This is a genomic window from Alcanivorax sp. MD8A (genome assembly GCF_002888555.1).
In the GTDB taxonomy this organism is placed as follows: Bacteria; Pseudomonadota; Gammaproteobacteria; order Pseudomonadales; family Alcanivoracaceae; genus Alcanivorax.
On sequence record NZ_AQOQ01000032.1, the window covers coordinates 24,288 to 38,960 of the forward strand.

Consider the following 14,673-nt stretch of genomic DNA (forward strand, 5'->3'; position numbering starts at 1 on the left):
GTTCATCTCCTGGTTAATCTGTTGTTCAACCGCCAAAGCGGAATCTTTACGGTAGGAACGGCGCTTGAGCCGCGAAACCCTTCTCGGCTCAAGCAGAGCTCCTACAATGATCGTGTTGCCTTAGCCCTTCTTCTGGGCAAACAGTGCGTCCAGTTTCTGCTCGTAGTCGTGGTAGTTAAGGAAATCGTACAGCTCCATACGTGTCTGCATGATGTCCACCACGTCTTTCTGGTGACCGTTTTCTCGGATGCTCTGGTACACCTGCAGGGCGGCCTTGTTCATGGCGCGGAAAGCACTCAGCGGGTACAGGATCATGTCGGCACCAGCTTCAGCCAGTTCTTCGCGGGTGAACAGCGGCGTGGCACCGAATTCGGTAATGTTGGCCAGCAGCGGCACGTCACCCAGGCCGGCCTTGAATGCACGGTAATCTTCCAGGGTATGTACGGCTTCAGCGAAGATGCCGTCGGCACCCGCTTCGATACAGGCCTTGGCACGCTCAACCGCAGACTCCAGGCCTTCCATCTGGAACGCATCGGTACGAGCGATGATGAAGAAATCGTCATCGGACTTGCCATCAACGGCGGCCTTCACGCGGTCAACCATTTCCGCCTGGGATACGATTTCCTTATTCGGCCGGTGGCCACAACGTTTCTGGGCAACCTGGTCTTCCAGGTGTACTGCACCCGCGCCAGCCTTGATCATTTCTTTAACAGTGCGGGAGATATTGAACGCCCCACCCCAGCCGGTATCGATATCCACCAGCAGCGGGGTCTCCACCGCACTGGAGATACGACGCACGTCTTCCAGCACATCATTCATGCTGGTCATACCCAGATCCGGCATGCCATAGCTGGCATTGGCGACACCGCCACCAGACAGATAAATGGCACGGTAGCCGGTCTGCTCAGCCAACATGGCGGCATAGGCGTTGATGGTACCCATGATCTGCAGGGGCTTCTCTTCTGCAAGTGCCTTGCGGAAGCGGGCGCCGGGGGTCAGGTTTGCTGACATGGCGTTCTCCTATTGGTCCGTTTTCAGGTTTTCCGCCTTGTGGGCGGCGTATTGGGTTTCAATATTCTTGCGGGCGCTGCTGATATGACGACGCATCAACAGCTCGGCCATTTCGCCATCGCGGGCTTCAATGGCTTCGACAATTCGGCGGTGTTCATTGAGGGCTTTTTGCGGACGATTGGCAACGGAACTGAACTGGTAACGGTACATACGCACCAGGTGATACAGCTCGCCAATCAGCATCTGGCTAAGGGTGGCGTTATGGCTGCCCTGAATAATGCGATAGTGAAAATCCAGATCCCCTTCGCGCTGAAAATAGGCGGTGTCTTCGCGCAGATCCTGCTGTTGTTCATGCTGTGACAGGACCCCGAACAAGCCTTTTACCTCGTCATCAGACATGCATTCAGCCGCCAGCCGCGCAGCCATACCTTCCAGGGCCTCGCGAACGTGGTAAATCTCGATCAGGTCATCAAAACTGAGGGAGGCAACGCGGGTGCCCACATGGACTTCTCGCTCAAGGAGCTTGCGGGATTCAAGCCGGCGGATGGCTTCACGGAGAGGGCCACGACTTACACCGTAGCGGGCCGCCAGCTCAGTTTCGCTGACCTTGGACCCGGGAGGAATCTGGCCACGCACAATATCGTCCTGCAACCGGGCGAAAACCCGATCTGCAAGCGTTCTTGCACTTTCTGGCGCAGCAGCAGACATAAAACAGCCCGATTGTTGACAATATTCACAACCGGGCTGGACTCTACGCCCCTAAACAGGATGTTTCAAGGACCATTGTTGACAATGATTGATGGTTTCGATCAGGGCGTACAGCCATCCTCACCGAAGACTACCGCTCCAGATTGCAGAGAGGCGAAAACCAGCCGCTCAAGATCCGAGGGGGAATCCTGGCTGGACCAGTTTTCACGCTGAATCGGCGGCAGGTAGGCAGATTCCAGCCAGCCAGCACGAACCTGGTTATCAAAGCCCTCATCCCCCAGTCGAAACATCGGGGAGCAGCTCTCATCAAGATCAATACGACCCTGAACCTCTGCGTTATAGTGGGGTGCATCAGCCTGAACATCCATGCCCGGCGCCAAACGCAGATACACATTCACGCTGTTTGAGTCTGGCAGGGTTCGGGTCACCATTCCGACAAAATGATCGGCACCGCACGCACCACCATTCCCGGTTGTGATCAAACCCTCCGCATCGATGCTGAGACAGAAGTCGACAATCGAGTTGCTATCGATACGGGGGCGTTCACTGGTGATATCAAAGGTCGTGGATCCAGCGGTAATGGAAGTCGGGTAGTTGAACCCGTCTGCATCACCAATCTCTTCATTAGAGCCACCCGCCACCGGATCAGGAATTGAGCTGCATTCGGAGCCATCATCGGCCTCACCAACACACGCTCGCATCAAGGTAACGCGATAATCCTTACCCGCAACCAGTGACAAAGTGGCCGCATCCAGATCAACCTGTACCGCCCCCGTCTTGGTTCCGCGTACAGGCACGGGTTCGCCACTTGCACTGGCAGGGACGTTTTCACCCAGCACCTCACCAGACAAGGCCCCTTTGTCCGAGTCAGTTAATGAATAACTTGCGTTGGGGTAATCAAGGCCATAATCACCATTGCCGTTCACTTCAACACCGGCATACATGGTTTGCCCAAGTATCCTGCCCTTGAGCTCCGCATCAGTGTTGCCCGGCGGCGTTGCTCCCACGCCTGCCCCCGTCAGGGTAACGGACTGCTCGGAACCGCCAGTTTTTTCCAACTCAAGAATATCCGAGATACGGGAGGTACTGTCCAAACCAATGAAATCCAGACTGGTATCGCTGTCTTTGGAACGAATCACCTGACCGCCCGCCAGAATCACACCATTGGGCAATACAAGCGCACGCATGGCCAAGGCCAGACGCGAACCGTCGTCGCCGCTAAAATCACACCCTTGGAAAATCAGACACTCCCCTGCACTTTCATAGGTAAACAAGCCGGCACGGGTTCGGTCTGTGCCGATTTTGACTCGTCCCTCATAGGCCAGTGTGTCCCCATCAAAACCCGCTACGTCAGGCTCTCCGGCATCGGTCAGCTGGTTGGAGATTTCCGTGAACATGCCGCTCCAGGCATTGGTAAAGTCAGAATAGTTGGCATAACCATCAAACGGCTGACTGGGTATCAGAGCAGGGTTGTCATCAATAACATCGTTGATATTCACCCCTGAACCATCGCTGGCCTGATCGGAAATGCTGACCGCATCATCACCATTACCATCATTATCCAGTGCCTGAATAAGGGCTGAGCGGTAGATCACTGAGGTATTGGCCTCACTGCGTCTGGGTGCAGCAATCAGATCCGCGACCGTTACCTGGTAAGTCTCTTTTTGCAGTTGCTGAGGCAGCAAATAAGAGCCAAGACTCACCTTGTTACCTTCAAACAAGCCACTACCAAGGAAAAATTCGATACCCCGCGCATCGGCAGGGCAAACGGCAGTGTAGGCGGGAATCACTGTGCTGCCCTCGGTGGTGTCCACTGGACGGGTTCGCCCCAGTGACGAGCCACACTCATAACCGATATTAGCCACCCTGGGGCCTACCAGCTCGACATAAACCTCGCCCACTACATTCTCGTCACACTTGGTTCCAGCCGGACAGCCAGGAACGGTGGCATCGGAGAAATCTTCCCCACCATTACAGCCCGCCAGAGCCAGTACGAGGGCGCTAAGTGCCAGTATCCGTTGCATAGAATCTTACCTGTCATTGTCGGGGTGAATTGCAGCACGTTACTGTGCTGTCAGAACCAATTCACCTTCAGTAACCAGTTTCAGGCCGTCCGTTCCATCACGGCCTTGCAAATAGGGAAGGAAAACAACCAGATAGTGTTGACCCTGGTCTTTTTCAAGGGTTCCCTGCAGGTACCCGTAGCGGTACCACGTCTCGGGGTAACGACGGCTAAAGGGTTGATCGACCAGCATGACCGGTATTCCTTGATCATCCAGCCAAAGTAATTCAACACCGAGATAGGCCTGCTTGCGAATGAAGGCCATCAACGAAACCGACGTCACGGCGCTTTCCGGTGCCAACACCATGGCACGATAGGGTTGATCCCCTTTCATTAGCGGGCTGTCGCTATCAAACGTGACCAGCAGTTCATGCCCCGACTCAAGCACCTTTGCCTGTTCAAGAAAATGCTGGCAGCAGTCCGCCCGCAAGGCTCGATAAGTCTCCAGATAACCAGCCGGCCCCACCGGCTCATAGCCCGGTTTGGCGGTTCGGACAGCCTCACGCTCAGCCCCCATATCGAGAGGGCGGCTTACCAATTGCCCGGTTTCATCCACATAGGTGATAAAACGATCGTTCTCACGAGCTTCCAGCTCTTTATCAACCTCACCGCTTGGGCGGTAATCATCAACATTATCAGCAAGCGGGGAAGCCTTCTGCGCCGATTTCGGATCAGCGGATGTCTCAGTCTGCTGCGCTGAAACACCGGGCTGCTCGTCAGACACGGCCTGCTCAGGCTGTTGAACAGTGATCAGGTTACCCTGCGCATCTGTATAGACATAAAATCCCCCTTCCCCACCGCCCGATGGGTTCTGGCAGGCTGCAAGCAATGAGACAAGTAGTAATGGGATCAGTCTTTGCATGCTATCCAGTTCAAAGAAGAATGAGCGGAAGGCTAACGTGCGAGCGTCTGCGGCAGTCATGCTACCGCAGACGTCGAGTGAAAATCATAATCTAGAATTTGGTTCGGAAAGCCAGCCCTACAATAGTGATTTTTGCTTCCGTCTTGATGTCCAAACCGGCGTAGGGGTTATACACCACATTGTCGATACCCGTACAGTTAGCTGCACAGCTGGTATCCGCTGGGATTTCATCCTTGCTGTGAAGCATCCCGATACCCAGATCGATGTCGGTATCCTTATCCCATTTGTAACCCAGACCCAGGCTGTAATAGCGAGCCTCATTGATCGGCACCATCGGGCTACGACGCTCTTCAGGGATGGCTGATGCCCGGGGCTCATAACCTGCACGCAACTGAATACGACCCGTCAGATCGTAAGCCGCGCCAAAGGCAAGGTTCCAGGTGGACTGAAAGTTCAATGGATAGCTCAAGCGCGTCGGCGAGGAACCGGGCGAAAACAGCCGTGCCAGGCTCAATACCGCAGAGCTTCGATCAAACACGATATTGAAGGCGTCCCACTGTTTGTAGTCAGCCCACACTGCATCCACATTGAATTGCAGCCGCTCAGTCGGCTTGAACTTGATCCCGGTCTGGAACGTCGCCGGCATGGTCAGATCCATACTCACCCGCCCCACTTCCTCTTCACCCACATAGGAAGGAATACCCAGGACGGCCAATGCCAAGGCGCCGGTTGCAGAACCACCAATGCCATTGATGGTTTCACGGGCGGCATTGGAATAGGTGATTTTGTAATCACCCTTCATATGGGTCTTGGCTGGCGAGCGCCACACCGCACCCCAGGCAAAACGGTCATTGGGCTCCCAAAGGATCCCCAGGTTATACGATGGGCTGAACCGCTGATCCATGGAAACATCCAGAGACGCCAGGTTCTTGAACGGGCCCAAACCTTCTTCAGGGCGGCAGATCCCGAACAGAATCAGGTCCAGGGCGACGTTTGATTCACCTTCGAAAGGCGCGCAGATGCTTTCATCAATGACCCGGGCAAAGCCCAGCAATTCGTTAGGTGCCCGGAAGTCCTGTTCCAGCGAAATGGCCTGAAAACTCAAACCAATAGAGGCACCAATAGACAGCTCATCATTCACACGGTAGCCCACGGATGGAGACAGGTAAGTGATTCGCTCAAGCGCAACCCGCTCCCCCATGTAGTTGCCCACATCGTCTTCATCACGGTAGAAACCCGCAGCAAGCGGAAGGTAAGTCGCAGTGCCGAAGGTAAACTTAGAACCTGCCGGACGAATGGAAAACGCAGGCAGCGGCCCGGCAATCAAGGGGCCGGGAGGAAGATCAACGGTATCGTTGATAAACGGAAGATAAAGGGAGATGCCCTCTACACTACTGGTGGCGGTCTTGAAATCCCGACAGTAGTCAACACCATCATTGGGCGCATCATTACAGACAATCGGATCATCAGAAAACCCGAACACGTTATACCCGGGTGGTGCGGAGAACTCGGATTCCAAACTGAAATCGGCCCCCACAAACTGCAGGTCCATCCGGCGGCCATCCAGCTTGGCCAGACCAGCCGGGTTAAAGTGAATGGCCATAATCCCCGGCGGATCGGCGGTAACGGCATGCCCCATACTCATGGCGCGCACGTCTACTGCGATATTGTTGGCCAATTGCGCAGATGCCTGCCCGGCGCACAGGGCAAATAGCAATCCGGCAATTCGCCAGCTCAGCCTGTTATTCTTTTTCTGCATGGCTTACCCCTTTCTACTGCGCATTATCGGCTCAGGCGCCGGGCTTCAGGCCAGAGAAATCAATCGGCAACGAAATACCAAGCAGCACATCAGGGGAATCTTCTGTGAGACCAAAACCAAAGCTCAGGTTCACGATGCGGTTACTGGAGGTACGCAAGCCGAGGGAAGTATTCACCACGCTGGAGGTAGAATCTTCAGACTCAGCCGTATAGTCATCAAAGACGAAATTGGTCACGAAGTTGTAGGACTGCTGATAACTGGCGCTCAGAGAAACCTCATAGGACAGCGCATAAGCCAGCCCCATGGAAAAGTTAAGGCTGTCTCCTGGCTGTACTTCTTTCAGGATCGCACTACCACGACGCTGATTAAGCCCTGTTGCATCGAAGGCGTAGGTATACCCTAAAGAGCCAAACAACACGACAGGGTCAATTACCTTGCTGACACTCACCCCAGCGCCAACAGAGTAGTAGCCAGAGCCACTGGATACTTCCTCGTTGACATTGATTTCGTAGGGGCTGTCCCCTGTTGGCGTACTCAGCGTGGTGTAGAGCGTAGTATTCATTGCCCCGGGGCGAACCGGGAACGGCTGAAAACGCAGACCAAATGAGACATCACCCAGCGCCGCCTGAGAAACATCTTTCTGGGTGTCGTATTTATACGAGACCGGCAGTCGGGTGTTGAAAGTCAGGTTGTTCCAGATCCCGTAGTCAAAAGACAGGGAAGATGAGAATGCGTGTTGGGCATCCTGCTCGATGCGGAAGCGGCTGATATTGCCGGAATTTTCGTCGATAGCGATATCAATGCGATCATCCCGGTAATAATTGTAGTTGGCAGAGAAATTCAGTGACATCTGGCCGCTGGGCAGCAAGGAATACTGTTTTTCTGCTGCCTGGAAGACTTCTTCCAGGTTTTTCTCCTGGGTGACGTCATCCTCATTGGTCTGCAGGGCTTCACGGGCTTCCTCGACATTGTCAGCCGCCCAGGCAACATGCTGCGCCAACAAGAGTGCAGCAGCCACTGCCACCTTCCCAGACATCATTTTCATGCAAGCCTTCCTTTGTTCTGTTTGTTATTCGCCACTGCAGGCCTTATTGATGGAAGTAGGTACGCGTAGGCACATTGATAATACGGGTCGTGCCATCATCTTCTGAAATCTGAACCCGGGTAAGCGTACTTGCCTTGTCCGCCCAGTTTTCCATGGGGGTGGTAAATACCGGGAATACCTCAAATGCCCAACGGTTGATTGTGCGCTCATCCAAAAGTCGCAAATCATAGTCGGTCAATTCCAGGCCATCCTGGGGTTCAAAACCGTTGGGAAACACGATGAACAAGACATTCTGATCCCAGACTTCCTGAAACTTGGTCTCTGAGAAACTGATGTTGCCCAATGCCGGATCTGCCACAAAAACGTGGCCATCCTGGTATTTCTTCAACACGACAAAATGCTTAAAGCCCCCATACGCAATAGGCACAATAGCCGGGTGGTCAAGCGTCTTGATGTCATCCATTTCGGCCCGAAACCCCCCACTCGGGTGCCCCAACGCCGTCGCCAGACGCTTCATGTCCAGCAACGAAAAGCCTCGACGCTCAACGATTTTCTCGGTTTCCCCAAAGCGCAGAAGACCTTCCATGATCTGGCGCTCCTGAAACTGACGCCCCAGATATTGGTTAAGTACGGTGGTTAACGCGGCGGATCCGCAGGAGTAGTCATAGGCCTGCCGCACCACGTTGTGATAACGGAACTCGGATACCGGCTTGACCACGATATCGCGCTCACGAAGGGTGACCGGTTGGGTTGGGTGCTCATAGTAGATCTCACCCTTTTCAGGCGATTCGACCACTACGGATTCATTGATGGCAAAGTAGATCAGCGCCACACCCAGCATGGAAGTCAGCATCTGTTGGCATCCAGCGTTATTGTTATTGTTTGTTTCTTATATCGAGAGACATGTTAACCACGTCACCCGATACAGGCAACCATGTTGATTCGCCCAAGGGGCAGAAAGCCATGCCAGAAAGCCACCCCAAATAAAAACATCCCTTCACAGGCTCTCTTTCAAAATCAACAAGTTAGCAATTTGAAAGATACAATCAGCATTAATCATGGCACTTTCTTCACCGTGAAACACACCATAATGTCAGTTTCGGGCACTATTTAATGGTCAGATCATAGCCATAGCGCTCTGCTGCTTCACGAAAATGCGGCAGCACCGGCTCCATCCACTGTGCATAGTGACGCCACCGCTCTCTGGAACTGTCATAAATCTTTTGGGTGACACCCTGGTAGCTTGGGGTGGCCAGAGTCCCCCGCTGTTTGGCATGCTCATCGTAATTGAGCACGGCGCCATCCCAGGGCAACCCAAGGAAGTCCAGCACCTTGCGAGCCTCGCCTTCCAGATCCATGACCAGATCCTCATAACGGATATAGTGCATACGGCCTTTCAGATCGAAGACCTCTTCGTACTGCCACAACAACTTCATGACATGCTTGTAGAAGCTGGCTGCATTATCCAGGTCAAGGAAGTTGGCCATGGCATCAGTCACCTTGAAATTCTGCATGTAACCACTGAGTACACAATCTGCCGGATGCCTTAGGGACACCACAAACCGGGCCTGCGGGAAAAGCCTTAAAATGAGCCCTATATCAACAGTATCAAGGGGCATCTTTTCAATGAGCATGCCCCCCTTTTTCAAATTTACTTCCTGAGCCGCCACCTTGAAATAGGTATCCCTCAAGGCACCGACCTGCTCATCGGTCAGCTTGGCAATATAGCTCATTACCGTTTGCCACTGACTTTTCCAACCTACTTTGCCCTTCAAACTACCCTCAAGCTGAGCGATTGACTGCATCAGGGCGCTAGCTTGCCGTAAAACGGTGGATATCGTGGGAGGCTCTTCCATTGCCTGTACCGAGGGATGCGCATCCACTATCTGCTCTAACAACGTCGTACCAGAACGGGGGAATCCGATCATGAATACTGGGGTTACAGCTGGTGGAGTAGTTTTCGTCCAGCTCTCCACCCACTGTCTTGAAAACAACGACCTGAATACCTCAATCCGTTTCCGCAACGAATTATCGGAAAAGACGTTTTTCGATAGTCGAAGTTGCATTGCATTTCCGTTTTGAAATGCCCCGAACGCTTTGTCATATTCACCTTGCGCATCAAGTGATTTACCCAGCAACTTCCAACCAGAGACAGCAATCACATCATCACTCGATGTTTCCAGCCAACCCTCAAGCTCCTTGATAACCAAATCGTATTGCCTATGCTGGAAATGAGTCCTTGCTTTTAGATCTCTGTAGCGATTTAGCACAGAAGGATCTGACAAGTCCGTAACTTTCTCCAACTCAGACAGAGATTTTTCGGGTTCCAGCAAACGCAGATACACATCCGCTTTCGCAATGTAATGCTCAGCATTTAAATCTTTGGCCAGAGACGCAATTTTTTCAAGTGAAAGGAACGCGTCAGCCCAGCGAGCATCAGAATATTCCGCCTGATATTTCAGCTGCCAGCTGCGCCAATTGCTCGGAGCAAAACGAACCGACGCTTCTGAAAGTGCCTTCATTTGCGGGACGTCGTTTTGACGTTTACATGCCTCCATGCAAATGCGTGCCGCATCGAAATCAAGGTAGCCTTTACCCATGAAAGCAACCACGACCTGAACAGCGTCATGGTAGTTTCCTCGTTTACATAGCTGAAGAACGGCTGGCCGTAATTCGCGAGCGGTCAAAGTTGACATCATAGTTGTATTTCATTCTGTGATTACAGGATAAAGTCCAAAAAAAACGCCCGGCATAGCCGGGCGCTTTATACAGCAGGGTTGGAGCTTAGTGACCAGAGATGGTAATCGTCTGACCAGACAGATCCAAGCCGGTAATGTAAACATTACCAATTGAAGCAGCTGAACCATCATCAGCACCGAACGCCACACCCATTGCTGCCACCTGAACATCAGACAGCGCAGCATTGGTTGCGATAGCCAAGCCAGCATTAGTGATGGTGCCGGTAATGCCATTCACATCGACATTCCGAATGGAAATCTGGTCAGCAACCATGGCACCGCCACCACCAGCGCTCTGATCACGCAGAACGAAGTTGTCATTGGCATCGGTAGTCGCCGTACCGTAATCACCCAAGGTACCGATATCGATAGTCAGCGTAGTAGAAGAGCTCAATGCAAAGAAGTTGGCCGCATCGGAACCAAGCTGCACAGCCAGGTTCACATCATTCAGGGTGATCCCAACAGAATCGATCAACGGATCGCCAGCAGAAACGGCGGTCAGCTCAGAACCCACTTTGGCGATACCAGCCGCAACATCAGTACCATCAGTACCTTCGCCCACATAGATATCACCAGTATCCAGGGTCAGGGTCGGGATTGAGATATTTGCCTGCAGCACACCGGAGCCAGAGGCAGAGCTGGCAGAATCGATCAGGATGGAAATATCACCGCTCAGGCCCATGTCATCGATCAGAATCATACCCGGATTGGCAGGACCGCCAGCAAAGCCGTCGGTATCTTCAATACCCAGATCCAGGGTTGCGTTCAGGCTCAGACCGATGGAAATACCGTCTTGACCAGTCACGCTGGACAGCGCATCGTCCTGCATCGGCTCGAGAGCCAGGGCGCTCATGGGCGCGGCGGCTACGGCTGCTGCAAGAGCAAGTTTCTTGAAACCCATTGTTATTCTCCTCGTGTGCACAACGTTGTTGTAATGCTTATAGTGCGCCCCGGTTCTCGCAGAGCACGCATTTACGTTAACACAACAGTTACAAAAGCCAATGCGCCCGTTACAAAACTTTTTTCCTCCAACACCAATCCCTATCCCACTGATATAAAAGGATTTATTAAACAGAGGCACGAATGTATCAGCAAAATATTCCCAGGCCAGCTTTCGGCAATCGCATAATCTGTTACTGGCAGTAACAGGATAGGCACCCTTTTCTGTAACAGGTAAACTAGCGTTGCCCAAAAATGAACCGGTGACATGATTACACGCTGCCTATACCGCTCCGGGGGGCAACTTCTTGCCCTGCCCCAACCCGATCTGACCCTTATCGCCTCGAACGAGGATGACATGCGGGCCTGCATGACCCAGGTGAAGCGCGAACTCGGGACACGATACCGCTTTGTCTGCGGCTTGCTGCCCTATGAAAGTGGCCATTGGCGGCACAACCTGCGGGTAGCCCCCCTGCCGGTTACGCTATACCTATATAAAGAACCACCCAGGTTATTGGCTGACTCGGGGGAGGATCCCCGGGACTTCCGCCTGCATGGGGCCTTCAAACCAGATCAATCGAAAGGCGAATACCTCCAGTCCCTGTCACAAATTCGGCGTTACCTTGAGGCTGGCGATTGTTACCAGGTCAATTTGGCGCAGCGCTTTTCCGCTCCTTTCAGTGGCTCGGCCCTCTCGGCATGGCTCGCACTGGATGCTGCCCACCCTGCCCCCCATAGCTGCTATTTTGATACTGGCGATCAACAGATATTTGGCGTATCACCGGAGCGTTTTCTGTCGATTCGTCAGGGCAAGGTGGTCAGCGAGCCGATCAAGGGGTCACGGCCCAGGGGCGCAACCCCTGAAGAAGATCGCGCCCTTGCCCAAGAGCTGCAGGCCAACCCGAAGGACAGGGCTGAAAACCTGATGATCGTTGATCTGCTTCGTAATGACCTGGGGGCCTGCTGCAAGCCAGGCTCGGTCAGTGCTTCGCCCCTGTTCGAGCTACGCCAATTCAGTAATGTGCAGCATCTTGTCAGCACGGTGCACGGTGAATTGCTCGACGGCCTCTCGCCGCTGGAGGCACTCTGGCAAGCGTTTCCTGGAGGCTCGATTACGGGGGCGCCTAAAAAGCGCGCCATGGAAATTATTCATGAGCTTGAGCCTTTCGAGCGGGGAGCTTATTGCGGCAGCTTCTTCTGGATGGATGATCAGGGCAACCTGGATAGCAATATCCTGATCCGCACCATGCAGACGGAGGGAGACAGGATCTACTGTCATGGTGGCGGGGGGATCGTGTTTGATTCCGAACCGGAAGCCGAATACGAGGAGAGTTACTTCAAGGTCGCAAAACTGATGGGGGCGCTGGAAGAGGCTTTTTTGTAGGGCTTACATCCGGGTGGATGCGGATTTGACAGTAATGGCGGAGATGGGCATTCGCCCATTTCCGCCCTACGGTCCTTGTGGGAGCTTGCCTGCCAGTAAGCCAGCAGGCTGCCTCCACAGGAGCGTCACAGACTCTCACTATGCGAGCCTCGCTCCTACCCCCTTACAGCGGGATATCGCGCGGGCTGGCCTTGACGATTTCTTTTTTCAGGTCTTCGTAGCTGTGTACCGCCGGGAATTGCGGGAATTCGGCGATCACGTTGTCCGGAGCATGGAACAGAATGCCCTGCTCGGCTTCAGACAACATGGTGGTGTCGTTATAGGAATCGCCCGCGGCAATGCAGTGGTAATTCAGACCATGGAAGGCCTTGATAGACATGCGCTTGGGGTCTTTCTGGCGCAGCTTGTAATCAGTGATTTTGCCGCTCTCATCGACTTCCAGGCGGTGACAGAACAGGGTCGGCCAGCCCAGCTTCTTCATCAACGGCTTGGCGAATTCGTAGAAGGTGTCCGACAGGATGATCAGCTGGAAGTGTTCACGGGCCCAATCAACGAATTCCTTGGCGCCCTCTAATGGGTCCAGGGTATCAATGACTTCCTGGATATCAGGCAGGCCATAGCCTTTCTCATCCAGAATGCGCAGACGCATCTGCATCAGTTCATCGTAGTCCGGGATGTCCCGGGTGGTGGCACGAAGTTCCTCAATGCCGGTTTTCTCAGCGAAGTTGATCCAGATTTCAGGAATCAACACCCCTTCCAGGTCCAGACAGAGCAGTTCCACGGTTTTCCCCTATGGGTTGATCAGGCGCGCACAATGTAGCTGCGAGCCCTTTAGAAATCAATTGGCGCCAGATAAAGGCCGGTGCTGCCACTCAGAGCACAGCGTCCACGGAGGAGAACCCTCAACAGGCTTCAGGGGGGCATAATTCTCGGGGGACGGGAGCGCTGAAAGTGCATAGCCCCACTTGGTCAGAGCACTCATTGGGCAAGACACATCAACAGATAAGGCTCAAAGCAACCGAATCAAGCGGTTTCACATAATGCACGCTGTGGCCCGTGACGAGCGGATTCTAGCGGACGGGCAACTCAATGTCGGCAAACAGGGCTTCACGCTCTTCCCTGTTACTCGCCTTGATCGCGGCTTCTACCAGGTTCTGGCTGAGGTGAGGTGCAAATGCCTTGAGGAAGTCGTACATGAACCCCCGCAAGAAAGTCCCCTTGCGGAAGCCGATTCGGGTGGTGCTGGATTCAAACAGGTGGCTGGCATCCAGCGCGACAAGACCCTTGTCTTCAACCGGATCCACCGCCATGTGGGCAATGATCCCTACCCCCATCCCCAGGCGCACGTAGGTCTTGATCACATCGGCATCGGCGGCGGTGAATACCACCTTGGGTTCCAGCCCCTTGTCCGTGAAGGCGTCATCCAGTTTGCTGCGGCCAGTGAAGCCGAATACATAGGTCACGATCGGGAATTCCGCCAGCGCTTCAAGGGTCAGGGGTGTTACCTTCGTGAGTGGGTGCCCCTCGGGAACGACGACCGTACGGTTCCAGCGGTAGCACGGCATCATGATCAGGTCTGAAAAAAGATCCAGGGCTTCCGTGGCAATCGCGAAATCGACACTGCCATTGGCCGCCATCTCGGAAATCTGCATGGGCGTACCCTGATGCATATGCAGGGAGACATCCGGGAACAGTCGGGTGAACTGATGGATCACCGGCGGCAAGGCGTAGCGTGCCTGGGTATGGGTAGTGGCGATACTCAGCTCACCGCGGGACTCATCACGGAATTCCTGTGCGACACGACGAATGGATTCGGTCTGCTGGAGGATTTCACCGGCAATCCGCAGAATCGCCTGCCCGGCCGGAGTGATATGGGTCAGGTGCTTGCCACTGCGTGCAAATACCTCCACCCCAAGTTCGTCTTCCAGCATGCGGATCTGCTTGCTGATACCCGGCTGCGAGGTGTAGAGCGCAGCAGCGGTGGCAGACACATTCAGATCATGGCGCGCGACTTCCCAGATGTAGCGTAGTTGCTGCAGTTTCATCCTTGCCTCCGCAAGCTGATCCGATACCGGTTATAAGAATATAAGGAATTATACGTTCCGCGCATAGCACGCATAGGGGGGACGCTTGCTCAGGAGCCTCTGAATAACTCCTTGCATGCT

The 14,673-nt window shown here is 53.8% G+C and carries 12 protein-coding genes; 1 reads left to right on the forward strand and 11 read right to left on the reverse strand.

Annotated features, from left to right (window positions below; translation table 11 throughout):
* Positions 1–120: 120 nt before the first annotated feature.
* From prpB to A15D_RS14150, 9 genes are all read right to left on the reverse strand, one after another.
* The gene (prpB, locus tag A15D_RS14110) at positions 121–1,011 is read right to left on the reverse strand and encodes a methylisocitrate lyase (RefSeq protein ID WP_102792456.1); all 891 of its coding nucleotides are present in this window, start codon (positions 1,009–1,011) and stop codon (positions 121–123) included.
* A 9-nt stretch (positions 1,012–1,020) separates the two neighbouring features.
* The gene (locus A15D_RS14115; RefSeq protein ID WP_022986096.1) at positions 1,021–1,719 is read right to left on the reverse strand and encodes a GntR family transcriptional regulator; all 699 of its coding nucleotides are present in this window, start codon (positions 1,717–1,719) and stop codon (positions 1,021–1,023) included.
* Between the two features lie 101 nt (positions 1,720–1,820).
* Positions 1,821–3,743 carry a hypothetical protein gene (locus A15D_RS14120; RefSeq protein WP_102792457.1) on the reverse strand — a complete coding sequence of 641 codons (1,923 nt, stop codon included), beginning with the start codon at positions 3,741–3,743 and terminating at the stop codon, positions 1,821–1,823.
* 39 nt (positions 3,744–3,782) lie between these two features.
* Positions 3,783–4,703 (reverse strand): hypothetical protein, encoded by a 921-nt coding sequence (locus A15D_RS14125; RefSeq protein ID WP_146026894.1) that lies wholly within the window; start codon positions 4,701–4,703, stop codon positions 3,783–3,785.
* A 31-nt stretch (positions 4,704–4,734) separates the two neighbouring features.
* Positions 4,735–6,402: an OmpP1/FadL family transporter gene (locus A15D_RS14130; protein WP_102792459.1), complete on the reverse strand. Its 1,668-nt coding sequence runs from the start codon at positions 6,400–6,402 to the stop codon at positions 4,735–4,737.
* A gap of 31 nt (positions 6,403–6,433) precedes the next feature.
* On the reverse strand, positions 6,434–7,447 hold the full coding sequence (locus tag A15D_RS14135) for a flagellar protein FilC (protein ID WP_102792460.1): 1,014 nt from the start codon (positions 7,445–7,447) through the stop codon (positions 6,434–6,436).
* Positions 7,448–7,490: 43 nt separating this feature from the next.
* On the reverse strand, positions 7,491–8,300 hold the full coding sequence (locus A15D_RS14140) for a C39 family peptidase (RefSeq protein ID WP_102792461.1): 810 nt from the start codon (positions 8,298–8,300) through the stop codon (positions 7,491–7,493).
* A 253-nt stretch (positions 8,301–8,553) separates the two neighbouring features.
* The gene (locus A15D_RS14145; RefSeq protein WP_158245817.1) at positions 8,554–10,047 is read right to left on the reverse strand and encodes a sulfotransferase; all 1,494 of its coding nucleotides are present in this window, start codon (positions 10,045–10,047) and stop codon (positions 8,554–8,556) included.
* A 184-nt stretch (positions 10,048–10,231) separates the two neighbouring features.
* Positions 10,232–11,086 carry a DUF6160 family protein gene (locus A15D_RS14150; RefSeq protein ID WP_102792463.1) on the reverse strand — a complete coding sequence of 285 codons (855 nt, stop codon included), beginning with the start codon at positions 11,084–11,086 and terminating at the stop codon, positions 10,232–10,234.
* Between the two features lie 306 nt (positions 11,087–11,392).
* On the opposite strand from A15D_RS14150, the gene A15D_RS14155 reads away from it, so the two are divergent.
* Positions 11,393–12,508, forward strand: coding sequence for an anthranilate synthase component I family protein (locus tag A15D_RS14155; RefSeq protein WP_102792464.1), 1,116 nt, complete (start codon positions 11,393–11,395; stop codon positions 12,506–12,508).
* 163 nt (positions 12,509–12,671) lie between these two features.
* On the opposite strand, the gene thrH is transcribed toward A15D_RS14155, so the two are convergent.
* Positions 12,672–13,289 (reverse strand): bifunctional phosphoserine phosphatase/homoserine phosphotransferase ThrH, encoded by a 618-nt coding sequence (thrH, locus tag A15D_RS14160; protein ID WP_102792465.1) that lies wholly within the window; start codon positions 13,287–13,289, stop codon positions 12,672–12,674.
* A 289-nt stretch (positions 13,290–13,578) separates the two neighbouring features.
* Complete coding sequence (cysB, locus tag A15D_RS14165) at positions 13,579–14,553, reverse strand: HTH-type transcriptional regulator CysB (RefSeq protein ID WP_102792466.1); 975 nt, start codon at positions 14,551–14,553, stop codon at positions 13,579–13,581.
* Positions 14,554–14,673: the final 120 nt, after the last annotated feature.

Bases quoted from the DNA above. Each gene is read 5' to 3' on its own strand.
- prpB (WP_102792456.1), bottom strand. From the start codon at position 1,011: ATGTCAGCAAACCTGACCCCCGGCGCCCGCTTCCGCAAGGCACTTGCA.
- A15D_RS14115 (WP_022986096.1), bottom strand. From the start codon at position 1,719: ATGTCTGCTGCTGCGCCAGAAAGTGCAAGAACGCTTGCAGATCGGGTT.
- A15D_RS14120 (WP_102792457.1), bottom strand. From the start codon at position 3,743: ATGCAACGGATACTGGCACTTAGCGCCCTCGTACTGGCTCTGGCGGGC.
- A15D_RS14125 (WP_146026894.1), bottom strand. From the start codon at position 4,703: ATGACTGCCGCAGACGCTCGCACGTTAGCCTTCCGCTCATTCTTCTTT.
- A15D_RS14130 (WP_102792459.1), bottom strand. From the start codon at position 6,402: ATGCAGAAAAAGAATAACAGGCTGAGCTGGCGAATTGCCGGATTGCTA.
- A15D_RS14135 (WP_102792460.1), bottom strand. From the start codon at position 7,447: ATGAAAATGATGTCTGGGAAGGTGGCAGTGGCTGCTGCACTCTTGTTG.
- A15D_RS14140 (WP_102792461.1), bottom strand. From the start codon at position 8,300: ATGCTGACTTCCATGCTGGGTGTGGCGCTGATCTACTTTGCCATCAAT.
- A15D_RS14145 (WP_158245817.1), bottom strand. From the start codon at position 10,047: ATGGGTAAAGGCTACCTTGATTTCGATGCGGCACGCATTTGCATGGAG.
- A15D_RS14150 (WP_102792463.1), bottom strand. From the start codon at position 11,086: ATGGGTTTCAAGAAACTTGCTCTTGCAGCAGCCGTAGCCGCCGCGCCC.
- A15D_RS14155 (WP_102792464.1), top strand. From the start codon at position 11,393: ATGATTACACGCTGCCTATACCGCTCCGGGGGGCAACTTCTTGCCCTG.
- cysB (WP_102792466.1), bottom strand. From the start codon at position 14,553: ATGAAACTGCAGCAACTACGCTACATCTGGGAAGTCGCGCGCCATGAT.